Source organism: Enterobacter sp. 22466 (genome assembly GCF_052044775.1).
Lineage (GTDB): Bacteria > Pseudomonadota > Gammaproteobacteria > Enterobacterales > Enterobacteriaceae > Enterobacter > Enterobacter dissolvens.
Window position 1 is genome coordinate 298,126 of sequence record NZ_JBQENX010000001.1, and the last position, 25,219, is coordinate 323,344.

The 25,219-nt window shown below is 54.1% G+C and carries 22 protein-coding genes, 1 tRNA gene and 1 pseudogene; 15 read left to right on the forward strand and 9 right to left on the reverse strand.

Annotation, left to right across the window (positions count from 1 at the left end):
- Window positions 1-12 precede the first annotated feature (12 nt).
- Complete coding sequence (gene fimH, locus ACTJJI_RS01370) at window positions 13-1,017, forward strand: type 1 fimbria D-mannose specific adhesin FimH (protein ID WP_014830942.1); 1,005 nt, start codon at window positions 13-15, stop codon at window positions 1,015-1,017.
- Between the two features lie 9 nt (window positions 1,018-1,026).
- Window positions 1,027-1,551, forward strand: coding sequence for a fimbria assembly protein (gene sfmF / locus ACTJJI_RS01375; RefSeq protein WP_046888536.1), 525 nt, complete (start codon window positions 1,027-1,029; stop codon window positions 1,549-1,551).
- A gap of 51 nt (window positions 1,552-1,602) precedes the next feature.
- On the opposite strand, the gene fimZ is transcribed toward sfmF, so the two are convergent.
- The 3 genes from fimZ to ACTJJI_RS01390 all read right to left on the reverse strand — a co-directional run bounded on the left by fimZ (window position 1,603) and on the right by ACTJJI_RS01390 (window position 4,486).
- On the reverse strand, window positions 1,603-2,235 hold the full coding sequence (gene fimZ, locus ACTJJI_RS01380) for a fimbria biosynthesis transcriptional regulator FimZ (RefSeq protein ID WP_014830944.1): 633 nt from the start codon (window positions 2,233-2,235) through the stop codon (window positions 1,603-1,605).
- Window positions 2,236-3,040: 805 nt separating this feature from the next.
- Window positions 3,041-3,763, reverse strand: coding sequence for a helix-turn-helix transcriptional regulator (locus tag ACTJJI_RS01385; RefSeq protein WP_182381432.1), 723 nt, complete (start codon window positions 3,761-3,763; stop codon window positions 3,041-3,043).
- A gap of 24 nt (window positions 3,764-3,787) precedes the next feature.
- On the reverse strand, window positions 3,788-4,486 hold the full coding sequence (locus tag ACTJJI_RS01390) for an EAL domain-containing protein (protein WP_192544000.1): 699 nt from the start codon (window positions 4,484-4,486) through the stop codon (window positions 3,788-3,790).
- 278 nt (window positions 4,487-4,764) lie between these two features.
- On the opposite strand from ACTJJI_RS01390, the gene ACTJJI_RS01395 reads away from it, so the two are divergent.
- Window positions 4,765-4,841: transfer RNA gene (locus tag ACTJJI_RS01395), tRNA-Arg, on the forward strand.
- 81 nt (window positions 4,842-4,922) lie between these two features.
- On the opposite strand, the pseudogene ACTJJI_RS01400 reads toward ACTJJI_RS01395, so the two are convergent.
- The 4 genes and pseudogenes from ACTJJI_RS01400 to ACTJJI_RS01415 form a co-directional block, all read right to left on the reverse strand.
- Window positions 4,923-5,045: pseudogene (locus ACTJJI_RS01400) on the reverse strand (integrase); the annotation flags it as partial.
- 9 nt (window positions 5,046-5,054) lie between these two features.
- Complete coding sequence (locus ACTJJI_RS01405; protein WP_014830947.1) at window positions 5,055-5,351, reverse strand: contact-dependent growth inhibition system immunity protein; 297 nt, start codon at window positions 5,349-5,351, stop codon at window positions 5,055-5,057.
- 3 nt (window positions 5,352-5,354) lie between these two features.
- Window positions 5,355-6,179 (reverse strand): RNase A-like domain-containing protein, encoded by an 825-nt coding sequence (locus ACTJJI_RS01410; protein WP_440652766.1) that lies wholly within the window; start codon window positions 6,177-6,179, stop codon window positions 5,355-5,357.
- 114 nt (window positions 6,180-6,293) lie between these two features.
- Window positions 6,294-6,851 carry a DUF6037 family protein gene (locus ACTJJI_RS01415; RefSeq protein WP_014830949.1) on the reverse strand — a complete coding sequence of 186 codons (558 nt, stop codon included), beginning with the start codon at window positions 6,849-6,851 and terminating at the stop codon, window positions 6,294-6,296.
- Between the two features lie 310 nt (window positions 6,852-7,161).
- Between ACTJJI_RS01415 and ACTJJI_RS01420 the strand changes: the two genes are divergently transcribed.
- The 8 genes from ACTJJI_RS01420 to pheP all read left to right on the forward strand — a co-directional run bounded on the left by ACTJJI_RS01420 (window position 7,162) and on the right by pheP (window position 18,806).
- Window positions 7,162-8,382 carry a cytochrome P450 gene (locus tag ACTJJI_RS01420; protein WP_014830950.1) on the forward strand — a complete coding sequence of 407 codons (1,221 nt, stop codon included), beginning with the start codon at window positions 7,162-7,164 and terminating at the stop codon, window positions 8,380-8,382.
- A gap of 350 nt (window positions 8,383-8,732) precedes the next feature.
- Window positions 8,733-9,749 (forward strand): iron ABC transporter substrate-binding protein, encoded by a 1,017-nt coding sequence (locus tag ACTJJI_RS01425; RefSeq protein ID WP_014830951.1) that lies wholly within the window; start codon window positions 8,733-8,735, stop codon window positions 9,747-9,749.
- A gap of 24 nt (window positions 9,750-9,773) precedes the next feature.
- Entirely contained in the window at window positions 9,774-11,348 is a 1,575-nt protein-coding gene (locus tag ACTJJI_RS01430) for an ABC transporter permease (RefSeq protein WP_440652768.1), read from the forward strand.
- A gap of 1 nt (window position 11,349) precedes the next feature.
- Window positions 11,350-12,381 carry an ABC transporter ATP-binding protein gene (locus tag ACTJJI_RS01435; protein WP_440652770.1) on the forward strand — a complete coding sequence of 344 codons (1,032 nt, stop codon included), beginning with the start codon at window positions 11,350-11,352 and terminating at the stop codon, window positions 12,379-12,381.
- A gap of 150 nt (window positions 12,382-12,531) precedes the next feature.
- Window positions 12,532-12,807, forward strand: coding sequence for a DUF1471 family periplasmic protein YahO (gene yahO / locus ACTJJI_RS01440; RefSeq protein WP_014830954.1), 276 nt, complete (start codon window positions 12,532-12,534; stop codon window positions 12,805-12,807).
- Between the two features lie 224 nt (window positions 12,808-13,031).
- Window positions 13,032-15,215, forward strand: coding sequence for a TonB-dependent receptor (locus ACTJJI_RS01445; protein ID WP_440652773.1), 2,184 nt, complete (start codon window positions 13,032-13,034; stop codon window positions 15,213-15,215).
- A gap of 126 nt (window positions 15,216-15,341) precedes the next feature.
- Window positions 15,342-17,315, forward strand: coding sequence for a PhoX family protein (locus ACTJJI_RS01450; RefSeq protein ID WP_125366133.1), 1,974 nt, complete (start codon window positions 15,342-15,344; stop codon window positions 17,313-17,315).
- Window positions 17,316-17,417: 102 nt separating this feature from the next.
- Window positions 17,418-18,806 carry a phenylalanine transporter gene (gene pheP / locus ACTJJI_RS01455; RefSeq protein WP_063425185.1) on the forward strand — a complete coding sequence of 463 codons (1,389 nt, stop codon included), beginning with the start codon at window positions 17,418-17,420 and terminating at the stop codon, window positions 18,804-18,806.
- 108 nt (window positions 18,807-18,914) lie between these two features.
- Here pheP and ACTJJI_RS01460 read toward each other — a convergent pair whose 3' ends face one another.
- Window positions 18,915-19,214, reverse strand: coding sequence for a helix-turn-helix domain-containing protein (locus ACTJJI_RS01460; protein ID WP_063411910.1), 300 nt, complete (start codon window positions 19,212-19,214; stop codon window positions 18,915-18,917).
- A 262-nt stretch (window positions 19,215-19,476) separates the two neighbouring features.
- Between ACTJJI_RS01460 and ACTJJI_RS01465 the strand changes: the two genes are divergently transcribed.
- From ACTJJI_RS01465 to ACTJJI_RS01480, 4 genes are all read left to right on the forward strand, one after another.
- Window positions 19,477-20,715, forward strand: a complete 1,239-nt coding sequence (locus ACTJJI_RS01465) for an MFS transporter (protein WP_440652776.1) — start codon at window positions 19,477-19,479, stop codon at window positions 20,713-20,715.
- Window positions 20,716-20,730: 15 nt separating this feature from the next.
- Entirely contained in the window at window positions 20,731-21,756 is a 1,026-nt protein-coding gene (locus ACTJJI_RS01470; protein WP_440652778.1) for a sugar phosphate isomerase/epimerase family protein, read from the forward strand.
- Window positions 21,749-22,891, forward strand: coding sequence for a Gfo/Idh/MocA family protein (locus ACTJJI_RS01475; protein ID WP_440652780.1), 1,143 nt, complete (start codon window positions 21,749-21,751; stop codon window positions 22,889-22,891). The genes ACTJJI_RS01470 and ACTJJI_RS01475 overlap by 8 nt, the downstream gene beginning before the upstream one ends.
- A gap of 75 nt (window positions 22,892-22,966) precedes the next feature.
- Window positions 22,967-23,938 carry a LacI family DNA-binding transcriptional regulator gene (locus tag ACTJJI_RS01480; RefSeq protein WP_047362525.1) on the forward strand — a complete coding sequence of 324 codons (972 nt, stop codon included), beginning with the start codon at window positions 22,967-22,969 and terminating at the stop codon, window positions 23,936-23,938.
- Here the strand turns inward: ACTJJI_RS01480 and ACTJJI_RS01485 are convergent, their stop codons facing one another.
- Window positions 23,939-25,183 (reverse strand): mechanosensitive ion channel family protein, encoded by a 1,245-nt coding sequence (locus ACTJJI_RS01485; protein ID WP_440652782.1) that lies wholly within the window; start codon window positions 25,181-25,183, stop codon window positions 23,939-23,941.
- Window positions 25,184-25,219 lie beyond the last annotated feature (36 nt).

Consider the following 25,219-nt stretch of genomic DNA (forward strand, 5'->3'; position numbering starts at 1 on the left):
AGGAACCCAAAGATGCGCAGTTTACGCAATGTGTTTAGCTTAGCGCTGCTCTGCAGCACGATGCCCGCGTGGGCGACGGTCTGCCAGAACTCTACGGGCGTGGCAAAGGATATCTCGTACGATCTTTCAAACGTCTTTAACAGTTCCAATAACAAACCGGGGCAGATTGTGACCCTTGCGCAAAAATCCGGGCTGGTGGGCGTTAATGCTATTTGCCCCAGAGGTACAACCGGGAAGTCCACGATGCGTAGTTACGTCACCAGCCTGCCGATAACGACGGTGATTGATAGCTATAAGTATGTGAAGCTGAATGACTACCTTGATGGCGCAATGCAGATCCACGATGACTACGCGGGCACCTTCTACCCGCCGGCAAACTACATCCAGATGGGGCAGCACCCTAACGTTCCGAACAACAAGGCGTTTCCTGTCACCGATTCGAAGCTGGTCTTTCGTCTGAGAGTCACGCGGCGGTTTATCAACATGGTGGTGATCCCTCAGCAAACCATGTTCACCGTCTATGTGACCACCACGTCATCCGACCCGTTGAATACCCCGGTGTATACCATTAGCTACAGCGGCACCATTCAGGTACCTCAAAGCTGTGCGATTAATGCCGGGCAGGTGGTGGAATTTGATTTTGGTGATATTGGCGCGTCGTTGTTCAGCCAGGCGGGGGCCGGCAATCGTCCTCAGAATGTCTCACCCCAAAGCAAAACCATTGCCATTAAGTGCACCAATGTGGAGGCCAATGCGTATCTGACGATGCGCATCGAGGCGGAAAAAATTTCGGGTAATGCGCTGGTTTCCGATAACCCGGATTTAGGGTTTGTCGTGGCGAACGATAGCGGTACGCCTCTGACGCCTAACAACCTGAACAGTAAAATTCCGTTCCGCCTGGATGACAGTGCCCAGGCGCAGGTCGGGATCCGGGTCTGGCCGGTGAGCATTACGGGGAATAAGCCAGCAGAAGGCCGGTTCACCTCTCGCGGCTATCTGCGCGTGGATTACGATTAAGGGGGAGAGATGCGGAACTGGAAATGGCCTTTCGCTGCGCTGGCCCTGACGATGTGTCAGGCAAATGCGTGGTCAGCCACAGCGCTGGGCGAGATCAATATTCAGATGTACGGCAATATCGTTGATTTTACCTGCGTGGCAGAGGGTAACGACAGCGACAAGACTGTTACGCTGGGCACCTGGCCGACAAAACAGCTCAGCACCACGGGGAGTCGTACGCAGCCCATGCCTTTTACGCTAAAGCTAACCGGCTGTCCGCCAGGCGCGGCATCGATTACGTTTTCCGGGAAAACGGACGGGAGTGACAGCGGATTGCTGGCGCTGAACGATGCCAGCACGGCGAATAACGTCGCGGTGGAGATCAGGGATGCGGATAAAACGCGTCTGGCGTTGCAGCAGGCCAGCCAGCCGGTGACGGTGGATGCGCAGGGAAATGCCGTGCTGTCATTCTATGCTAATTATATTGCCACTGCGGATAACCCCCAGCCCGGACGCGCCGATGCGGATGCTACCTTTATGATTAATTATAATTAGCGCTGACCGCACTCCCTGCAGCTCAGATAAACTGCAGGGAGTGAATTCAGGTTATAGCAGCTCGTGTGCCTTGGCGTAATCGATTAATTCCACAATGCTTTGCACGCCGAGCTTGGAATAAATATTAGATTTGTGCGCGCTAATGGTTTTGTTACTTAATAGTAGTTGTTCAGCAATTTCCTTATTCGATAATCCATTCGCCAGATAGCGCAATACCGTGACCTCGCGATTCGATAATGGCATATCTGCCGCCATCCCTTTCCCTGAACCCAGATGATTAATAAAGTTCAGCGTTTCTGACGGGAAAAAAGAATAGCCCATCAGGATCATTTCCACAGCGTTGTAGATCTCACCCAAATCTTTTCGTTTACTGACAAACCCATTTGCACCGGCACGAATGGCGCGCCCCGCGTAAAAGGATTCCGATTTGGAAGAGAGGAACAAGACCTTGATGTCTTTGTTTAAGTTTCTGATTCGTTTCAGTAAAGCGAAGCCATCGGTGCCCGTGAGTTCAATGTCCAGGATCACCAGATCGATGGCGTGATTGCGGATACAGTCAAGGACTTCGTGGCTGTCGCCAGACTTCAGTTTGACTGTGATATTTTTATTTTTCTGTAGCAGGACTTCTATCGACATTCTGACGATAGGGTGTTCGTCCATAATGATAACGGATGCCGGTTTCATTTTTTATGCCTCAGATTGTTAAAAGCGTTATGCTGAGTTTGGTTCAAACTCTCGAAATGCCGGAAGGATAAATTTGCAGATCCTTATAGGGTGGTATTTCCCTGGAAAGAGCGAAAGCATCCTTGTTAACGTAGCGGTAATGTCATTGCCTCAGCGCGGTCTTCTCATTTGGCTGGTATCGGCAAAAAGGTTTTTCTTATTCATATTTGGTACGCGTCTTATTATACCGTGTAAGTTTTTTCCGAAAAGCCTGCAGATTAATTCACAATTATTGGTTTGTATTATCTTCTGGATCTGAATGGCTATTTTTTTAATTTTAGCGGAAATATCCTGTTATTCCATTTACCGCATCTTTTCATCTTTATGTAATAACAAAAAATAACAGATACCACTATATGTTTCAAAATTGTTAATGAAATAGCGGGGCAGTAAAACGTCTCAGCTGCTGCTGAAGTGGCGTGAATTTGCACAGATAGCGCGTCTCATCCTCATCCCGATGCCTCTCCCCGATATCAGAAAAATACTATGCCGGAAGAGCAAAATCTTCTGCGACCTTCACTTTGTGCGCCTGGCACATGCAGCCAAATTGCTTGTTTTTACATCATTATCATCCTGTTAACGGAACCATCAATCCCTTAACGCATGGATGAAAGTGCTGCACTTTACGTATTCTTTGATATTTCACGTGGTTCAGAGTCAAAAATTAGGAATAGTTGTAATTTCGACTTTAGTGTTAACAGTTAACATTAAATTAACATTTTTGGTAAGTAATTTCCTAAAGGCCTTTAGGAAAGAAGGGGTTAGGTTAAGAGTAAAACGAGCAGTCGGAGAGATTATTGAGAAGATGCAGCAGTTCCTGGCGATGGCTCAGCCCGAGCTTTACCAGAATGCAGCTCAGGCGATAGATAATGCGGCTATAGGGGCGGTTCTGCAGCAGGGCGATCTGGCGTAGCGTCTTCCCCCGCGACAGCTCCTGTAAAATGGGCCACTCGCCACGCGAGAACCACTCTTTACTGGAGCCCTGCGGGGGGGTGATATCCATCAGGCTGTGCTGGAGCGCCGCCGCCGTTGACTGGCGTTCGAGGACATGAAACGGACCTGCCGCTTTGCAGAACAGACGGGTGTCATAATTATCCGCCCTGACCAACAGATACGGCGTCAGATACGGCGGATACAGGCTGTGTCTTCGCAGCTGATCCAGCTTTTCCATAAGCGCCGTGGTACGGCTTTCAATATCCACCACCAGACGGGCAGCAGGCCACTGGTTCAGCGCCTGAAAGGCATCATCCAGCGTCGGATAATCGCTACAGCTGCTCAGGGGAAACTGACCGTTCAGAAAACCGGTGCGCAGGAAATGATCTTCCGTGACCAGAATAATGAAGGGCGCGTCTGTTTTGCGGTGCTGGTGGATGGACTGGCTCAAAAATTCGAGTCGGTCGAAAAAGGGGGGAGCAAAAGGCGAGTGCGTAAATCCCAGTGCATCACTTCCTGTACGCCGCCGCCGGTAACGGCGCACTGTCATTCGCATGGCTTCCCTCCTGGAAATGGCTTTTTATTCCTCCGGCCATTTCCAGGACGGCCAGTAGTACCCCTGGCCGAGTCCTGCTCCTGCCTGTTGTGCCCGGATACGATCCTTTTCAGTCTCAATACCTTCAATAAGCACCTTGTCGGCAAGCTGAAAGCAACGTGTTACCAGTTGCCCGAGCGCAGGGGGGGCGCGTAAACGCCAGAATGCTTCCTTATCGATTTTTATGCCGGTTAACGGCAACCGGCAGGACAGAAATGGTTGGACGGTTACTTCATCAATATCGTCCAGCCAGATACCGTGACCTTGCCTTCTGAGCTGTTGCAGTCGCTGGAGAACGTCCTGCCGCTTTGCGTCAGACAGCGCCAGAAAGCGTGCCGGGTCGACAATTTCAATATTCAGCGGTGCGGCATGCAACCGGATAAGCCGTTGAAAAGCGTCCGGCTGTGTGAATACGGTTATCGGCAAATTGACGTAAAGATTATGACAGTGCGGGGCCTTTTTTAGCGCGGCAAGTTGCGCTTCAAGCAGCGCAATTGACCACTCCGCAGACCGATCGGTGAAAAATGCCTCGCTTTGCTCTGTTGCTGACAGGACGCTCAACACTTCCACCCCAACCTGGCGCTGCGAGGAGAGGGCGACGATAGGCTCAAGTTTGATGCCCGTAATGTCCTGAGAGAGGTGCTGTAAGCCGGGGGACGTATCGATCAGGTTTTGCGCTGTCACTCCATTGTCCTGTTGTCTGTCAGCCTCCAGGCGGCCGGGATACCTCACACTAGTGTGACGAGCTGGCGCTCAGGAAAACAGCAGGCGTTACTTAAATGCAGCTAAGCCTTTTCGCAGTGCTAAAGTGTACGGAAGAAAAGCGGGGAATGTTGAAAAAACAGTCATATTTACAATCAACTAGCCCTATTCAGGGTCGAATACGGAAAAGGCATTGACTCACCTGCCATTGACCGTATAATTCTTCGCGTTTCACCACCGCGAAGTTCACTCTTCTCAGTGCGCCCTTAGCTCAGTTGGATAGAGCAACGGCCTTCTAAGCCGTAGGTCGTAGGTTCGAATCCTACAGGGCGTGCCATTTAATATCAGGCATTTACACGTCTTTCGCTCCCTCCTGATTACCCTTGTGGGACAAACTTGGGACATCAACCCCAAAAAGTTAGCCAATTTGCTTAGCATGCTCAGTTAAATGATTATGTGCTAAGTGGGCATAGCGACGGACCATTTCGATACTTTCCCAGCCATCCATTTACCGCAATACAGATACCGGAACGCCAGCCTGAAAAGACCCTTACTTTTGTACATCCAGATAATGGGAAGCCTGTGTCGATATCATCGTCAGGAACTGCTTTGCGGTAATCCCCCATAAAGACGGGTTAAAATCGAACTTATATAAGTTGAGAAACTCAAGCTCCACATCGTCATTTCTGTTGATGAAGTTATTGCAATCCTCAATCAGCCCCTTTGCATTTTCTGGCCCTTCGCATTTCAGATATTCCTCCATCACCTCTTCGATGGTCTCGCCAAACAGGTCATAATCCTGGTTAAAGTAAGCACCCATTAGGTGATCTAAAAATTTATTAATCATGATTTATCTCAGTACCGGGAAAGCAGTCAGTACATAGTAAGGTTTGTTGTTATACAACTGGAGTTCAAGAACAACGCGCATTTTATGCGATTTGATCATGGGACCAGTCGCAGACTCAATGCCAAAGCCAATTTCCTTGCCTGCAAAAAAATCGATGTTCAATTTTGAGCCAGCTCGTGCAGTTTTGGCCCAGTTAGCTACATAAGACGCGTTAAATTTCAGCGCACGGGAAATGGCATCCTCAGCAATGCGTCTGTTATAGAAAGTACTACTTCCTGAGAGCGTGGGTCTGTTGGTTAATCGTGTTCTGAGGTCTGCTTCACTTAACCCTACATGGCGGGAGAGCGTATGACCACCGGGTTTATATCCAGCAGCAGATTCATGTTCAATAAGTCTAATTCTGCCGACACGAACCGATGCGACGCGGACAGCACCGAGGGTAAGACCAAAAGCCACTGGCACCGCGATATCGACAGTCAATCCAATATGAATTGCGGTATTTTCATCAGCTCCAAGATGGCGGGCGGTATCAACAGCTAACTGGTACGCCGCTGTCCGGGTGTCTCGGCCAGAAAGAGTCTGGTCAATAGCGGCATTGAGGCTATCGAGGCCATGCGCACCAACGACAATGCAAGCCGCTTTGGTTAACGTCTTTGGGTCTGGAGCTGCGCACAGAATTGTCGCCCCTGCGAGTTCAACAGTACTCATTGCTACACTGAGTCCGCCCAACAACCGATTCTGCAGTGTTTCTGCTTCAGTTACTGTTTTATCAGATAACACTGCAGCCATCTGAACCGGAGACATAACTACCTGTAATCCTTCACCCACACTAATGCTCCGTTTATGTTATTTCTCAATGATAAAAAGTAATAGTGCGTTACGCAAAAAGCGCTGTCGTCTGCCTGGCACAATCAAATCGACACACCGGTTAATCATCCAATATCAGTTTGAGTTTTTCTTCTCATTACTGGACCAGCAACTGCTGATATTCCGTTCAGAGCAGAATTCAGCTATCTCACTTCCAAAGGCTTTTCGTGTTTTTTCGAGATTAAGGGGTGTCACATGGCTGTTTACCCCATTGTTTTTCCAGTACTTAAAGTAAATTTTTTCTCCATCATCATTCAGTTCTGCTTGAGATTTTGCTGGCGTTGCAGGTTCTTTTGTTGAGGTGACGGAATGAGGAACGGCATCAGCAAAATGTCGAAAAAATTTTGCTGTACTGAAAGGGTTTTTTGGGTCGTACTCAATGCCCAAAACACGACATAAATCGTTATATGCCGATTTAGGTTGTAAGAAAGGATCGATTGAATAGCCTGGCTTGACATTTACCACGAAACAACACTTTTCTCCTATAGCGCCGAAAAGTAGCTTGTATGGGGAGCCATCGGTGAAAAACAGCACATCAAAGACTACCTGATTATGTCTGTACTGAAACTGAGTCCGGGTAACACCATTTTGCCTCATATTTTTATGTAGTTCTTTCAGTCCTGAAATCTGCATGGTAACTCCTCAGTTCTAATGTCTTGTTTAATATGACTAATTATTCTTACGTATTATGTGATCTGCCTCATTTTCGATGAGTTTGTGGCCGGATAAATATCTGATTTTTCTCGTTACGTTGAGGGGCTCCCCCCGCGTATGACTCTTTTGCTCAGTCGCTGGCATGGTCGAGTGAAAACTGATGGGTTGCAGGTTCAGATCCAGCATTGTCATCTGGAATCAAAACTCTCCCATCACACCAGCATTGCTTGAACTGAAACATATCCCTGCTTAACTCAATGGTGATTAATCCTGTGATGAGGGTTCACCTGTGGCATATGTCGACAAAGCACTTCGGTTTAATCCGGCCTCACCTGTTTTTCAGGAAAATCTGCACAACGTGTATCACCATATGCGCAACCACCAACCTGTGGCGCGCATCGGGAAAACGTGGGTACTCACTCGCTACAAGGATGTTTATCAGGCGCTGAAAGAGCGCGCGTTTATCTCTTCAGGGATACCTGAAGACGTCCATCGCGCACTGGAAAAAGAACGTTTTAGCCTGTCGCCCCCTTTACTGTCCCTGCTTTATGGCATCGTGCTGTTTGAAGATGGTGGCGTCCATCGCATGCACCGTCAGGCGTTACAGTCACTGTTCATGGGCGAATCATGGGAGGCGTTAACCACTATCATCACTCGCGAATCACAGTCGCTGGTGGCTGGGCTCTCAACCGCGTATCCCTTTGATGGTATTCGCCAGATTGCGGCTCCTCTCTGGGGAAAACTGTTTTCTGCATGGCTCAATCTGCCAGATGAACTGCAGGCCGTGGTGGAAGAGGAGAAAAGCGCCATTCGTCTTTTACTGGATCCCAGTTCCATCGACAGACAGGGTCTTGAACGCCTGTTAAAGGCACTTTCCCATCTGGATGAGGGGTTTAGTCAGCTCGCGCAGGCGCACAGAAAAGGTTACGACTCTCTTTTTTATCGCAGCTTGCTTAACGGGTACGGTGGAGATGATGATGCGCTCAGGGAACGCTTCAGTACCGATTGCGTCACTATGCTCATCGGTGGCAGTGAAACCAGTGAGGCGCTCACCGGGAATCTGCTGTATATGCTTGCACAGCATCCTGAGTTACAGGAACGCGTGCAGGATAATACTGTGCGGATGAAAGATATCGTCAGCGAAACCATGCGCTTTGAATCTCCGTTGCAGATGGGACGGCGAAAGGTTGCGGCTCCCGTGGAGTTTCTGGGGCGTAAGCTCAACGTGGGGGATAACGTGTTGCTCTGTCTTGGGTCTGCCAACCGGGATGAAACCGTCTTTGAAGAGGCAGGGCGCTTTATGCCCGACAGAAAAAATGTGCAACGCCAGCTGGGATTTGGCGCCGGTGTACACCAGTGTATTGGACAACTGCTGGCGCAATGTCAGGCGGAAAATCTGGCGATGGCTGTCAGTGAGCGAGGGATTATCGCCCTGGAGGACGAGGCGAAATGGTCGAACGGAAGCCTGATTCTGAGAACGCTGGAAAGCCTGCCTGTGAAAATCATCTGATTGTCGTTCTATATGGGTTCCGCTAATGCATGGGAACCCGTCAATGGATGGCAAAAAACACCGTTTTTATACTGAACGTTATCACTCCGTCATTCCGTGAAATTTAATACCTTAATAATAAATAGAAGACTAATTAATTATTATTTCCAGGCCTTAAGGTTTTCTTAATATTTAATTTCCCCTTCTTATTAATTTAGTTTTTTATCAGTTTAAATCTGGCAATAAAGAAATTTTACACTTTTACGCTTAAACTGGATTGATACTTATTATCATTAGTATTGTTGTATGCTTTAATCCTGTCCCACACAGCCCTTTGTTGTTTATCACGTTGGTCTATTAAGGATATGTTCATGAATTCTCGCCTGCTGTCATGCTTCTCGCTTGCCCTGTTGTCTTCATCACTTTTCCTTTCAACTCAATCGGTTGCCGCTGATAACAACGAAGGTATCGTTGTTTATAACGCGCAGCATGAAAATCTGGTGAAGTCGTGGGTAGACGGTTTTACCAAAGAAACGGGTATTAAGGTCACGCTGCGTAATGGCGATGACAGCGAGCTGGGCAACCAGCTGGTGCAGGAAGGCAGCGCATCACCTGCGGACGTATTTTTGACTGAAAACTCGCCGTCAATGGTGCTGGTTGATAACGCCAAACTGTTTGCGCCATTAGATGCAGAGACATTAAAGCAGGTACCGGCGGAATATCGCCCGGCACACGGCCGCTGGATCGGGATTGCCGCTCGCAGCACGGTGTTTGTCTATAACCCGAAAAAACTGAGCGAGCAGCAACTGCCAAAATCGCTGATGGATCTTGCTAAACCCGAGTGGAAAGGCCGCTGGGCTGCCTCTCCGTCAGGTGCCGATTTCCAGGCGATCGTCAGCGCAATGCTGGCCCTGAAAGGCGAGCAGGCCACCCTTGAGTGGCTCAAAGCGATGAAAGCCAATTTCGTTGCCTATAAAGGCAACAGCACGGTGATGAAAGCCGTTAACGCCGGTCAGATTGATGGCGGGGTGATTTATCACTACTACCGTTTTGTCGATCAGTCCAAAACGGGTGAAAACAGCAAAAACACTAAGCTCTACTACTTTAAACACCAGGATCCGGGCGCCTTTGTTAGCCTCTCTGGCGGCGGCGTGCTGGCGTCCAGCAAACACAAAGCGCAGGCTCAGGCCTTCATCAAATACATCACCGGCAAAGAAGGTCAGGAGAGCCTGCGCACCAACAACGCCTTCGAATATGCGGTGGGCGTGAACGCGGCCTCTAACCCGAAACTGGTGCCGCTGAACGAGCTGGATGCACCGAAAGTAGAACCTTCCACGCTTAACAGTAAAAAAGTTATCGAGCTGATGACGCAAGCTGGCCTGCTGTGATCCTGAGAGTAAAGTGAACGTCCTATGTCTGGTCTGAGTCTCGACATCGGCAAAAACAGAGTGCGGGAGCCTGCCCGCAGGCGTCCTGCGCTGCCGATGGTTGCGTTAGCTGTCCTGTTTTCATTAATGGCGCTTCTGCCTTTGGGCTTTATCATTGCCATAGGCATTGAGACGGGCTGGGAAACCATTAAGGCGCTGGTGTTCCGCCCGCGTGTTGCTGAACTGCTCAGCAACACGCTGTGGCTGACGGCCTTAGCGGTGCCACTCTGTATCGTCACCGGCGTGGCGATAGCCTGGCTGACGGAACGTACTCAGCTCGCCGGGCGGAGGATCTGGTCTGCGCTGGCGGTGGCCCCGCTGGCTATTCCTGCGTTCGTACAAAGCTACGCCTGGGTGAGCGTGGTGCCTTCCATGCATGGGCTTTCTGCGGGCGTGTTTCTCTCCGTGTTAGCCTATTACCCGTTTATCTATATGCCCGTGGCGGCGGTGTTGCGCCGTCTTGATCCAACGCTTGAAGATGTTGCCGCTTCGCTCGGCACGCCGCCGTGGCGGGTCTTTTTTCGCGTGGTGTTACCGCAGCTTAAGCTCGCGATTTGCGGCGGTGCGCTGCTTGTGGCGCTGCATCTGCTGGCGGAATATGGCCTGTACGTGATGATCCGCTTTGATACCTTCACCACCGCTATCTACGACCAGTTCCAGTCGACATTCAGTGGCCCGGCGGCAAATATGCTGGCGGGTGTGCTGGCGCTATGCTGTCTGGCCATCTTGCTGCTGGAAGGGGTCACCCGCGGAAAAGCCCGCTATGCGCGCATCGGCGCAGGGGCGGCACGTGAACAGACGCGCTGGCCGCTAAAGCCTGTTGCAGCGGCGTTGGGCCAGCTATTTTTCCTCGTACTGATTGTGCTGGCGCTGGGCGTACCGCTCATTGTGCTGTGTCGCTGGATATGGCTTGGCGGCGTACAGAACTGGATGAGCGCCGATCTCTGGCACTCGCTGCGCCAGACGCTGATGCTCGGCGTGGGCGGCGCGCTGCTGACCACCGCTTGTGTCATTCCCATCGCCTGGCTCGGTATTCGTTACCCGCACCGCATTTTCCGGATGCTGGAAGGGTGTATTTACATCACCAGTTCGTTGCCGGGGATCGTCACCGCTCTCGCGCTGGTCACGGTCACCATTCACTATGCACGCCCGATTTATCAGACCGAAATTACGCTGTTCCTGGCTTATTTGCTGATGTTTATGCCCCGTGCGCTCATTAACCTGCGGGCCGGGATTGCGCAGGCGCCGGTGGAACTGGAAAACGTGGCGCGCAGTCTGGGCAGCACGCCCGCGAAGGCATTGTGGAGCGTCACCATGCGGCTGGCCGCGCCCGGTGCGGCGGCAGGGGCGGCGCTGGTCTTTCTTGGCGTCAGTAACGATTTGACGGCGACGCTGCTGCTCTCCCCGCTGGGAACGCGCACGCTGTCCACCGGTTTCTGGGCGCTGACCAGCGAGATCGATTATGTTGCCGCTGCGCCTTACGCCATGTTGATGATTTTGATTTCACTTCCGCTGACCGCCATTCTTTATATGCAGTCTAAAAAAATTGCAGGGCTATGAGATGCTTGAATTAACGTCCATTTCTAAATCGTTTTCCGATGCGCAGGTGCTCGACAGCTTAAACCTGAGCGTTGCGCCGGGAAGCCGGACGGCGATTGTCGGGCCGTCAGGGTCGGGTAAAACCACGCTGCTGCGTATCCTTGCCGGATTTGAAACGCCGGATAGCGGACGGATCGTGATGCAGGGCCGAACCCTGTTCGACGAAAACCACGTTGTACCCGCACATCTGCGCAAAATTGGCTTCGTTCCTCAGGAAGGCGCGCTCTTCCCGCATCTTAATGTGGCAGACAACATCGCCTGGGGATTAGACGGTACCCGCCACGAAAAGCGCCAGCGCGTGGAAGCACTGATGGAGATGGTCTTGCTTGACAGACAACTCGCCACGCACTGGCCGCATGAGATTTCCGGCGGCCAGCAGCAGCGCGTGGCGCTCGCCCGTGCGCTGGCGCAGCGTCCCTCTCTGATGCTGCTGGATGAACCCTTCTCGGCACTGGATACCGGCTTGCGCGCCATGACGCGTAAAGCGACGGCCGATCTGCTGGCGGAAGCGGGGGTGGCCTCGATCCTGGTCACCCACGATCAAAACGAAGCGTTGTCCTTTGCCACGCAGGTGGCGGTCATGCGATCCGGGCGTTTCACTCAGGTCGGTACCCCTTATCAGGTCTACTCTCAGCCTGTGGACGAAGAGACAGCGCTGTTTCTGGGAGATGCGGTGATCCTGCCGGCACAACTCGCCAGCGGTTATGCGCAGTGTGCGCTGGGCGAGGTGCCCACGGACAACGCCCAGGCGACGGGGCAGGGCAGAGTGATGTTGCGTCCTGAGCAACTGCGCGTGACGGCATGCGCGGCGCACGAAAGCCCGGTGTCGATTGTGGATGTGGATTTCACCGGCCAGTTGTCCACGCTCACGCTGGCGTTAGCCGGGCAAACGGAGCCGATTACCCTGAAAACCGTCAGCCAGCCTGGATGGAACCCGGGCGCGGCGGTGCGTATTGATATTGCTGGTACGGCGCGCGTTTTTGAATATTCTTAATGTTCGTTAGTAATTTAATACAACGGGTTGTTATAAAAGAATTTTCCTTAACGTGTGGCATTTCCTGAGATTCTCTACCATGCTCATAAAACCTCACCATTATGTGTGAGGTTTTTCGTAGTTGCTGATTAATCTCAAGGAAAAAAGGTTATGAAAAAGACGACTGCTATTTTGCTGGGAACGGCGTTTCTGTTTACCACCAATGCCTTTGCCGCTGAACTGCTGACGAAAAATGATTTCGAGAAAGTCGAATCGCAGTATGAAAAAATCGGTACAGTCAGCACTTCAAATGAAGTCTCCATTGATGATGCGAAGAAAGAATTAATTGAAAAAGCAGACAAAGAAGGTGCCGATGTCCTGGTGCTCACGTCTGGTAATACCAACAACAAAATTCACGGCACCGCCGATATTTACAAGAAAAAATAATGCCCTGCAACCACCCCGGATCCGGGGTGGTTGTGCGTTACGTTTTCCCGCTGTAACCCTTCTCCGTTCCCCCGGCTTCGTTTAACCCATTTTCTCAGGCAGATACGCGCGGTTACACTTGCTAACGTATATATAATGCGTATAGTTCTCATTTGCATTGCTTATAACATCCTTCTAAGGCCCGACGACGGGCCATTTTTGCGCGCACGTTTAATGAGTTAATTATGAACAACACCAAAATGCATAAAACATTGCTGGCGCTTGCCGTTAGCACAGTGACGCACGCTGCTTTGGCAGCAGACGCGAAACCAGAAGACACCATGGTGGTCCAGTCTGCAGCCGGAAGCGATTTCAAACCCGGCGGCGACCAGCTGGTGCCCGCTTTCCTGGACGGGCAGGTGGCAAACGGCGGCCGTATGGGGATGCTCGGTCAGCAGAACGCCATGGATGTGCCGTTTAATATCATCAGCTACACCTCAAAGCTGGTGGAAGATCAGCAGGCGAAAACCATTGCTGATGTGGTCGCCAACGATGCGGGCGTGCAGTACGTTCAGGGCTACGGTAATAGCGCCGAAACCTTCCGTATTCGTGGACTGAAGTTTGACGGCGACGACATGACCTTTGGCGGGCTGTCCGGCGTATTGCCGCGTCAGGTGGTGGATGCCCAGATGGTCGACCGCATTGAGATTTTCAAAGGGGCAAACTCGCTGATGAACGGCGCGGCAAGCTCTGGCGTGGGCGGGATGATCAACCTCGAGCCAAAACATGCGGGCGATACGCCGCAGGCGAAAGTGGGCGTGGACTACACCTCCGATTCACAGATTGGTACCACCCTCGATGCGGGCCGTCGCTTTGGCGACAACGACCAGTTCGGCGCGCGCGTGAACCTGGTTCACCGGGAAGGGGAAACCGGTGTGCCGAATGACCGTCGTCGCACCACGCTGCTCTCCACCGGTCTGGATTATAAAGGCGACAACTTCCGTACTTCCCTGGATATGGGCTATCAGAAGAAGACCTTCCACGGCAGTCCGACCAGCGTCAATATTTCCGGCGTGGACTTTGTGCCGGAGCCACCGAAAAACGATCGTAACTTCTCGCAGAAATGGGCCTACAGCAACATTGAAAACGAGTTCGGGATGTGGCGCAGCGAGTACGACATCACTGACAACTGGACGGCCTATACCGGCCTTGGCGCGCAGCACGCGCACGAAGAAGGGATCTACAGCGCACCGAAGCTGGTGGACAAGAGCGGTAAGGCCGTGGTCAGCCGTCTCGATACCAACCGTATCAGCGATTCCGTCAGCGGCATGGCGGGGATCCGCGGTCACTTCAATACTGGCTTTGTCTCGCACAAGGTCAACGTGGGGTACTCCGCGATGACCAAAAACGAAAAAATCGCCTGGAAAATGTCGGCGACGGCGGATAACCCGACCACTAATATCTACCACAACACCGGCGTCCCGATGCCGGAGAGCTCCAACTTCAACGGCTCTGGCGGCAAATACAGCGATCCGCTGACCAGCGGGCGCACCCGCACTCAGGGCTGGCTGCTGAGCGATACCCTGGGCATGCTGGATGACAAGCTGCTGTTTACCGCCGGCGCACGTCATCAGAAAGTGGTCATTCGCGGGTACAACAAAATTACCGGTGCGGAAAACGACGCGGACGGTTTTGACGGCAGCCGCTGGATGCCAACCTACGGTGTGGTCTATAAACCGTGGGAGGAAATTTCCCTTTACGCCAACCACACCGAGGCGCTACAGCCGGGTAAAACCGCACCTAACACGGCGACGAACTATGGCCAGAGCACCGGTATCGTTCACTCTAAGCAGAATGAAGTGGGCGTGAAGGCGGACTTTGGCCGCGTGGGCGGCTCCCTGGCGCTGTTTGAGATCAAAATGCCGTCGGCGATCCTCGACGACAGCGGTCACTACGGCCTGGACGCTGAACAGCATAACCGTGGCGTGGAGCTGAACGTCTTCGGCGAGCCAATGCTTGGGATGCGTCTGAACGCCAGCGCCACCTGGCTGCAGGCCGAGCTGACCAAAACCAAAAACGGCGTAAATCAGGGCAACGATGCCATTGGTGTCCCGAACTTCTACGCCGTGCTGGGCGCAGAGTATGACATCAAGCCGATTGAGGGCCTGACGGCTACCGCACGCGTCAACCACTCTGGCTCGCAGTACGCCGATCTCGCGAACAGCAAAAAGCTCGACAGCTATACCACGCTGGATCTGGGCATGCGCTATCGCTTCGCGGTGAACCACAATGAAAACCAGATGACGGTGCGCGCGGGCATCGACAACGTGACTAATGAAAACTACTGGTCCAGCGTTGACGATTCCGGCACCTACATCACGCAGGGCGAACCGCGTACCTTTAAGGTCTCGGTTGGCTACGAGTTCTAAGCGTTCCACCTCGTTATCCGGGGCAGGGATGCCCCCATCCTTCCGTATCGTGTTATAAAATTGTAATAAAAGCTTCTTACACTGGCCTCCAGACCTTTACCTCTTGGCCAATGACAGGAAGCCGCTATGGGCAGACCCCTCAAATCCGTATTTAAAAAAGAACATCGCGACGATATCACTAACCGCAGCGCTAACCCGGTATTCTCCGAGGTTGCGGAGGTATTCCTCTCTCGTCGCCGCTTTTTACAGATGGGCGCCGTAGCGGGCGCTGCCGTTTCATTCCCTTTTCTGATCAAACCCGAAAATGCCATTGCCGCGGTATCGAAGCCTTCCGCGCTGGCAAAAGCGGTTTCCCTGGGCTTTACCAGCATCGACGTCTCCACGGAAGATACGGTCAGGGTGCCGGAAGGCTATATTGCCCGCCCGTTTTATCGCTGGGGCGACCCGACGGGGATTAAAGATAAGATGCCGGCTTTCAAACCGGATGCCAGCAACACCACGGACGAACAGGCCGTGCAGGCGGGCATGCACCACGACGGTATGGCGTGGTTTAGCCTGCCGCAGGGGGAACAAAACCCTGAGCATGGCCTGCTGGCGTTGAATCACGAATACATTGATAACGGGATGCTGTTTACCGACGGCACGGCGAACTGGAGTCTCGACAAGGCCCGTAAGGGGCAGAACGCGATGGGCGTGTCGGTGGTAGAAGTGAAAAAAACGGGCAGCGACTGGCAGGTGGTTCGCCCGTCTTCGTATGCCCGCCGTATTACCGTCAGTACGCCGATGCAGCTTACCGGCCCGGCGCGGCATCAGGATTTAATGAAAACCGCCGCCGACCCGCAGGGGGAACGCGTGCTGGGCACCATGCAAAACTGCGCCAACGGCCATACGCCGTGGGGCACCTATCTCACCTGTGAGGAGAACTGGTCGGATATTTTTGTCAAAAAAGCCGACCTTAACCCGCTGGAAAAACGCTACGGCATCAGCGACAGCGATGAATCCTACCGCTGGAACGAGGTGGATGACCGGTTCAGCGTCGATAAAACCCCTAACGAACCCAACCGTTTCGGCTGGGTTGTGGAGATTGATCCCTACGATCCGACCTCCACGCCGCGCAAGCACACCGCCCTGGGCCGCTTCAAGCATGAAGGCGCCGCCGTCACGCTCGCCGCCGATAACCGCGTGGTGGTCTATATGGGGGACGATCAGAAGTTTGAGTACATCTATAAATTTGTCTCGGACAAAAAATACGATCCTGCAAACCGTGAAGCCAACATGCAGTTGCTCACCTCCGGCACGCTGTACGTCGCCCGGTTCAACGAGGAGGGAAGCGGCGACTGGCTGCCGCTGATCTTCGGGCAGAATGGCCTGGATAAAAGCAACGGTTTTGAGAACCAGGGCGATCTGCTGATCAAAACCCGCCTGGCGGCCGACGTGGTGGGGGCGACGAAAATGGATCGCCCTGAGTGGATAGCGGTCGATCCGTACGCCAGCGGCAGCGTCTACTGTACGCTCACCAACAACAGCGATCGCGGGAAAGAGGGCAAGGCGCCCGTTGATGCTGCTAACCCGCGCGCCAACAACGTGTTTGGTCATATTATGCACTGGCACGAAGAGGGAGCCGATCCTGCTTCTGCACGCTTTAAATGGGATATTCTGGTGATGGCCGGGCGTACCGACAGCGACGATCCGAAGGCCAAAGGCTCCATGCAGGGCGCGGCATTCGGCAGCCCGGATGGCCTGTCGTTCGATCACCAGGGCGTGCTGTGGATCCAGACCGATGTCTCTTCCAGCACCATTAATAAGAAAGCGTACGAAGGGATGGGCAATAACCAGATGGTGGCCACCATTCCGGGCACCAATGAGTATCGCCGTTTCCTGACCGGCCCACGCGGGTGTGAAATCACCGGGATTGCGTTTACGCCGGACAACCGCACGCTGTTTATTAACATTCAGCATCCGGGAGAGGGCGGGGATGATATTACCGACCCGGCCAATCCGCGTGCGGTTTCCAACTGGCCAGACGCGAACCCGAACGGACGTCCGCGTTCGTCAACGGTGGTGATCACCAAAGCGGACGGTGGGATCATCGGTTCGTGACGTTTATCCGCCGGGTGCATGCACTGGCCCGGCGTTAAACTTGCTACCACCAGCATGAAGTGTTAAAACGTGCCCCTTCTAAAAAAGAGACAGGGGTAGGACGTGAAAGACGCGTCATCCGCTTCAGGCAACGGTAGCGCTGAAGCTTCGTCGGAACAGAACCCGACGCTGCAACGTGGTTTGCAAAATCGACATATTCAGTTAATTGCCCTTGGCGGCGCGATCGGTACCGGGCTGTTTCTCGGTATTGGCCCCGCCATTCAGATGGCTGGCCCGGCAGTGCTGCTGGGGTACGGTATCGCCGGGGTTATCGCCTTCCTGATCATGCGCCAGCTCGGCGAGATGGTCGTCGAAGAGCCGGTGTCAGGCTCGTTCGCTCACTTTGCCTATAAATACTGGGGCCCGTTCGCTGGCTTCCTCTCCGGCTGGAACTACTGGGTGATGTTTGTGCTGGTGGGAATGGCTGAGCTGACCGCCGCAGGCATCTATATGCAGTACTGGCTGCCCGAGGTGCCAACATGGGTCTGGGCTGCGGCCTTCTTTATTATCATCAACGCCGTTAACCTCGTGAACGTGCGCCTGTATGGTGAAACCGAGTTCTGGTTCGCGCTGATCAAGGTGCTGGCGATTATCGGCATGATCGGCTTTGGCCTGTGGCTGCTGTTCTCCGGTCACGGCGGCGAGCGTGCCACTATCGACAACCTATGGCAGCACGGCGGCTTCCTGGCGACGGGCTGGAAGGGGTTGATCCTGTCCCTGGCGGTGATTATGTTCTCGTTCGGCGGGCTGGAGCTGATTGGGATCACCGCGGCCGAAGCGCGCGATCCACATAAAAGCATTCCGAAAGCGGTTAACCAGGTGGTGTACCGTATTCTGCTGTTCTACATCGGCTCGCTGGTGGTGCTGCTGGCGCTCTACCCGTGGGTGGAAGTGAAATCCGACAGCAGTCCGTTTGTGATGATTTTCCACGATCTGAACAGCAACGTGGTGGCCTCGGCGCTGAACTTCGTCATTCTGGTGGCCTCGCTGTCGGTCTATAACAGCGGGGTGTACTCCAACAGCCGCATGCTGTTTGGCCTCTCCGTACAAGGTAACGCGCCGAAATTCCTCACCCGCGTCAGCCGCCGCGGCGTACCGGTCAACTCTCTGCTGCTATCCGGGGCCATTACGTCGCTGGTGGTATTGATTAACTACCTGCTGCCGAAATCCGCCTTTGGTCTGCTGATGGCACTGGTTGTCGCCACGCTGCTGCTGAACTGGATCATGATCTGCCTGGCGCACCTGCGTTTTCGCGCCGCGATGCGCCGCAAAGGGCGTGAGACACAGTTTAAGGCGCTGCTCTATCCGGCAGGCAACTACATCTGTATCGCGTTCCTGGCGATGATCCTGGTGCTGATGTGCACCATCGACGACATGCGCCTGTCCGCGATGCTGCTGCCGGTATGGGTGGTGTTCCTGTTTATCGCGTTTAAACTCTCACGCAAAAAGTAGCCCGTTTTTCTCCCTCTCCCTGTCGGAGAGGGCCGGGGTGAGGGCAACAGACCGCCCCTGCCTTCACGCCCGGTGGCGCTGCGCTTACCGGGTCTACATGTTGCAATATTAAATCTCAAACGCTATCCGTTTCCCGTTTGGTAACGTCACATCGATGCTTAGCTCCCCTCCAAGCGCACTCACATAGCGTTTGAGCGTTGAAAGTCGGGGGTCGTTTCCCGGCTGTTCGATTTTCGCCACCGTGGGTTGTTTTACCCCCATTGCCGCAGCCAGTTCTGTCTGCGAAACATTGAGCTCTTCCCGCAGTTGGTTCAGCGCAACAATTCTGCGCATCACTTCAACTTTCGCCGCAATACGCTCCTGACTTTCCGCGCTCTGTTGTGCCATAAGTTCTTTTAGCGTTGCCATATGGCCTCCTTATTCGCCAGATGTCTGTGATACTCAACGTCAGCCAGCGCTATCATCTCTTTATCCTGTCGCTTCCTCGCCTTATTATATTATAGCCTATTGGCTATAATTCCAATCAGAACACATCTGTTTATCAGGCAAGCCTCTTTATCGTGACCCCCCTCCCAAATCTTCTACGATCCACAGGATCTTTATTTTGTAATCGATTACTTTTTTGTTTGAGTTGTTTTGTAATCGATTACTTTTGAGGGTGGGGCTTATCATGGTGTCAACAACTGAAAGTAGTGGAAAGGCGATAGCACCGCACCGGCTGCTGGTGCCGCGTCTGTCGCTGATGATGTTTCTGCAGTTTTTTATCTGGGGAAGCTGGTCGGTCACGCTGGGTCTGGTGATGACCCAGCACAACATGTCGTTGCTGATTGGCGATGCGTTCTCTGCCGGGCCCATCGCCTCTATTCTGTCGCCGTTTGTGCTCGGGATGCTGGTGGATCGCTTCTTCGCTTCGCAAAAGGTGATGGCGGTGATGCATCTCACCGGGGCGGCAATCCTCTGGTTTGTGCCGGGCGCGCTGATTGCTGAAAACGGTGCGTTGCTGATTGGCCTGCTGTTCGGCTATACGCTCTGCTACATGCCGACGCTGGCGTTGACCAACAACATCGCCTTTCACAGCCTGGCGAACGTGGATAAAACCTTCCCGGTGGTGCGCGTGTTCGGCACCATCGGCTGGATTGTGGCGGGCATTTTCATCGGCGTTACCGGCGTGGCGGCAAGTGTCACCATCTTCCAGGTGGCGGCAGTCAGCTCCGTGCTGCTGGCTCTCTACAGCCTGACGCTGCCGCACACGCCTGCTCCCGCAAAAGGGCTGCCGGTGCAGGTGCGCGATCTCTTCTGCGCGGATGCCTTTGCGCTGCTGAAAACCCGCCACTTTTTCGTCTTTTCCGTCTGCGCGATGCTGATCTCCGTCCCGCTGGGCACCTACTACGCCTACACCGCCTCGTATCTGGCGGATGCGGGTATTGCGGATGTCAGTACCGCCATGTCGTTCGGGCAGATGTCTGAGATCTTCTTCATGCTGGTCATTCCGCTGCTGTTCCGCCGCCTGGGCGTGAAAATCATGCTGCTGATCGGCATGCTGGCGTGGTTTGTGCGTTATGCCCTGTTCGCGCTGGGCGTCAGCGAGGAGGGGCGCATCCTGCTCTATCTCGGCATTCTGCTGCACGGTGTCTGCTACGATTTCTTCTTTGTCGTCGGCTTTATCTATACCGACCGGGTGGCGGGCGAAAAGGTGAAAGGTCAGGCGCAGAGCATGATTGTGATGTTTACCTACGGTATCGGCATGCTGCTTGGCTCGCAGATTTCCGGCGCGCTCTATAACCGCCTGGTGGCCGGGCAGGCCGTTCCGCAGGCGTGGGTCACGTTCTGGTGGATCCCGGCGGTGGCTGCCGCGGCGATCGCGCTGATTTTCCTTCTCACGTTTAAGTATGACGATGACAAGGCGTAATGTTCTGGAGGTGGTATGAGAACGATTAAGGGACCGGGTATTTTTCTGTCGCAGTTTATTGGTGTGAATGCACCGTTCAACACGCTTAAAGGGCTGGCGGGCTGGGCGGCAGCGATGGGCTATAAGGCGGTGCAGATCCCCTGTAACCATCCGGCTATTTTTGATGTGCAGAAAGCGTCTGAAAGCCAGACCTATTGTGATGACATCACCGGCACGCTGGCGGAGCAAGGGCTGGTGATCAGCGAGCTGTCGACCCATCTGGAAGGGCAGCTTGTGGCGGTGAACCCGGTGTACAGTGACGCGTTTGACCACTTCGCCCCTGTAGCCGTACGCGGCAATGAGGCCGCCCGGCAGGCGTGGGCTACAGAAAAACTGGAACAGGCCGCCGTGGCCTCGGCGAGATTAGGCCTGAAGGCGCATGCCACCTTCTCCGGCTCGCTGGCATGGCCGTTTTTCTACCCGTGGCCGCCGCACAATGAGCCGCGTTTTCAGGCGGCGTTCCAGGAACTGGCCACCCGCTGGCGCCCGATTCTGGACGCCTTTGACGAGCAGGGCGTGAACGTCTGTTTTGAGCTGCATCCGGGGGAAGATCTGCACGATGGAGTGACCTTTGAGCGTTTTCTGGCGCTTGTTGATAACCACCCGCGCTGCAACATTCTCTACGACCCAAGCCATATGCTGCTCCAGCAGATGGACTACCTGACCTTTATCGACATCTACCATGCGCGTATTAAAGCGTTTCATGTGAAGGATGCCGAGTTTCGCCCCAACGGGCGCAGCGGCGTGTACGGTGGCTACCAGCCGTGGCTCAACCGTGCCGGGCGGTTCCGTTCACTGGGTGACGGACAGATCGACTTCAAAGGCATCTTCAGCAAGCTGACCCAGTATGATTTTGACGGCTGGGCGGTACTGGAGTGGGAGTGCTGCCTTAAGGACGGCGATACCGGTGCCCGTGAAGGCAGCGAGTTTATTCGCCGTCACATCATTCCGGTCTCCGGGCGCGCGTTTGATGATTTTGCCGCAGGAGGCAACGATGATTAACGTCGGCATTATCGGCAGCGGGTTTATTGGCCCGGCGCATATCGAGGCGCTTCGGCGTCTCGGGTTTGTGCAGGTGGTTGCCCTGTGCGACGGCACGCCTGCGCAGGCGCAGGAAAAGGCGAGAGCCTTGAATGTGCCGCATGCCTACGGCAGCGTTGAGGAACTGCTCGCACACCCCGATCTGCACGTGGTACACAACTGCACGCCGAACCATCTGCACGCGGAGATTAACCGCCAGATCCTGCGCGCGGGTAAGCACGTATTCTCCGAAAAACCGCTGTGCATGACGCCGGACGAGGCGCGTGAGCTGGTGGCGCTGGCGGAGCAGGCGGGTGTGGTACACGGCGTCAGCTTTGTCTATCGCCAGTTTGCCATGGTGCGCCAGGCGGCAAGCATGATGAACGCGGGCAGCATCGGGCGGCTGTTCGCCTCGCACGGCAGCTATCTGCAGGACTGGATGCTGCTGGAAACGGACTACAACTGGCGGGTGGATGCGGCGCTCGGTGGCGCATCGCGCGCGGTGGCGGATATCGGCTCACACTGGTGCGACACGGTGCAGTTTGTCACCGGGCGGCGCATCACCGAGGTGATGGCCGATTTATCCATCGTCTGGCCGACGCGCAAGGCAAATGTGGCAGGCAATCACACTTTCACTCACGATGAACACGCGCAGTATGAAGAAAAACCGGTCACCACCGAAGATTTTGGCTCAGTGCTGTTCCGCTTTGACGACGGCAGCAAAGGCTGCTTTAGCGTTTCACAGGTGAGCGCCGGGCGCAAAAATCGCCTGACCTTTGAAATCAACGGCAGCGAGCGGTCTGTTGCATGGGATCAGGAGGTGCCGCAACAGCTGTGGATCGGCCATCGCGCGCAGGCCAGTCAGACGCTGAGTGATGACCCGACGCTGATGAACCGCGATGTGGCCGACAGCGCCCACTTCCCCGGCGGGCACATCGAAGGCTGGCCCGATGCGTTTAAAAACATGATGGCGCAGTTTTACCGTGCCGTGCACGCCGGCGTGATGCCTGAGCGGCCCGAGTTTGCGACGTTCCACGACGGGGCGAATGTGATGTATATCATTGATGCCATTGTGAAAAGCCATCATCAGCAGCGCTGGGTTCGTGTGCAAGCGTAACGCGTTGTCCGGTTCGCCGGGCAACGAATTTATGGTAGCCTGCATAAAACGTTAACCGCAGGAAGTGCCGTCGCTATGTCAATTCAGAAAATCGCTCAGCTTGCCGGGGTGTCCGTGGCAACGGTCTCGCGCGTGCTTAACAACAGCGATACCGTGAAGGCGAAAAACCGCGAGCGCGTCCTGCAGGCCATTAAAGAGAGCAACTACCAGCCCAATTTGCTGGCGCGTCAGCTGCGTACCGCGCGCAGCTATATGATCCTGGTGATGGTCTCGAATATCGCCAACCCGTTCTGTGCGGAAGTGGTGAAGGGCATTGAAGAGGAAGCCGAGAAGAACGGCTACCGCATTCTGCTGTGTAACTCCGGATCGGATATCGAACGCTCCCGCTCGGGGTTAAGCCTGCTGTCGGGCAAAATCGTCGACGGCATTATCACCATGGATGCCTTCTCAAAACTGCCCGAACTCGCCGCGCTGATCGGCTCCGCGCCGTGGGTGCAGTGCGCTGAATACGCCGACGCCGGAACGGTTTCCTGCGTGGGCATCAATGATGTGGACGCGTCACAGCATGCCATCAGCCAGCTTGCCAACGGCGGACGCAAACGTATCGCGATGATCAATCACGATCTCAGCTACAAATATGCCCGCCTGCGCGAACGCGGTTATAAGAGCGTGATTCACCTGCGGGATCTGGATTATCAGGCGGTGGAGTACGCCCGCGATCTCAGCTCCAGCGCGGGCATGGCGGCGATGCAAAATCTGCTGAAGGACAACCCGCCGGACGCGGTATTTGCGGTGTCCGATACCCTTGCGGCAGGGGCGCTGCGGGCCATACAGCAGGCGGGGCTGCGCGTGCCGGAGGATATCGCGGTGGTGGGGTTTGACGGTACGGAGCTGGCAGAGATGATCTCGCTGACCACCATTGAACAGCCTTCGCGGGATATCGGGCGCAAGGCGGTCGATCTGCTGTTGAATAAGATCGACAACCCGGATGCGCCCACGGAAAGAATCATGCTGGACTGGCGCTTTATTTCCCGCGCCAGTACCTGATTATTGTGTAATAACGCCCGCCAGGGAGCGAATATCGTTCCCGGTGGGGGACTGATGAATACGCAGACCAAATTCATCCACCACGGCAAAAATATGGTCGAAGATGTCAGCCTGAATCTCTTCATATTCCGCCCAGACCACCGTGTTGGTGAAGGCATATATTTCAATCGGCAGACCATTTGCGTCAGGCGCCAGCTGGCGCACCATCAGCGTCATATCTTTGCGAATCCGCGGGTGGTTACGCAGATATTCATTCAGGTAGGCGCGAAAGGTGCCGATATTGGTCATCTTGCGCAGGTTTAATACCGATTCCCCTTCACCGTTTTGCTGATTCCACAGGTTAATCTCCTCATGACGTGCGGCCAGATAAGGCTTCAGCAGCTTCGCCTGAATCAGCTTCTGCTGCTCATGCTCGTCGAGGAAGTGAATGCTGGTGGTATCAATATTCAGGCTGCGCTTAATGCGTCGCCCGCCGGAGGCAGACATGCCGCTCCAGTTGATAAAGGCGTCGGAGACCAGCGCCCACGTCGGAATGGTGGTGATGGTGTTGTCGAAGTTGCGAACTTTAACCGTGGTGAGACCAATGTCCGTCACCGTGCCGTTGGCGCCGTATTTCGGCATCTCCAGCCAGTCGCCGAGCTTCAGCATGTCGTTGGCGGAGAGCTGAATGCCCGCCACCAGTCCGAGTATCGGGTCTTTAAACACCAGCATTAATACCGCTGCCATGGCCCCCAGGCCGCTGATCAGAATGGCGGGTGACTGGCCGATCAGCAGGGAGATAATTAAGATCCCCACCAGAATAGCGCTCACCAGCTTGATACCCTGGAAGATCCCCTTCAGCGGCAACTGCGAGGCGGTCGCCATTTTCTGTGACAGATTAAAAATCACGTCCAGCAGCGAGAAGAAAGAGAGCAGGGCATACGCCATCACCCACAGCTTCGCGCAGGTGGTGAGCATTTCCGCTGCTTCGCTACCTTTTTGCAGCCACAGTACCGCCTGAACGTTGACGATTATCCCCTGAAGGGTAAACGCCAGACGGTGAAATAACTTGTTCTGCGTAATGATCTGCAACCATAAATGGCTGCTGGCCTGCGCGCGTTTCTCGAACGCGCGAAGCACCACTTTGTGCAGAATAAAATGAACAATGATGGCGGTAAGAAAAATAATACCAAAGATAATCACTAACGAAGTGGTGTGATTAATTTCAATCCCTAACTCTTCAACCTGAGCAATTAATTCCTGCATAACGTCTCCTGTATTGATGCAGCCCCATAATGGCGG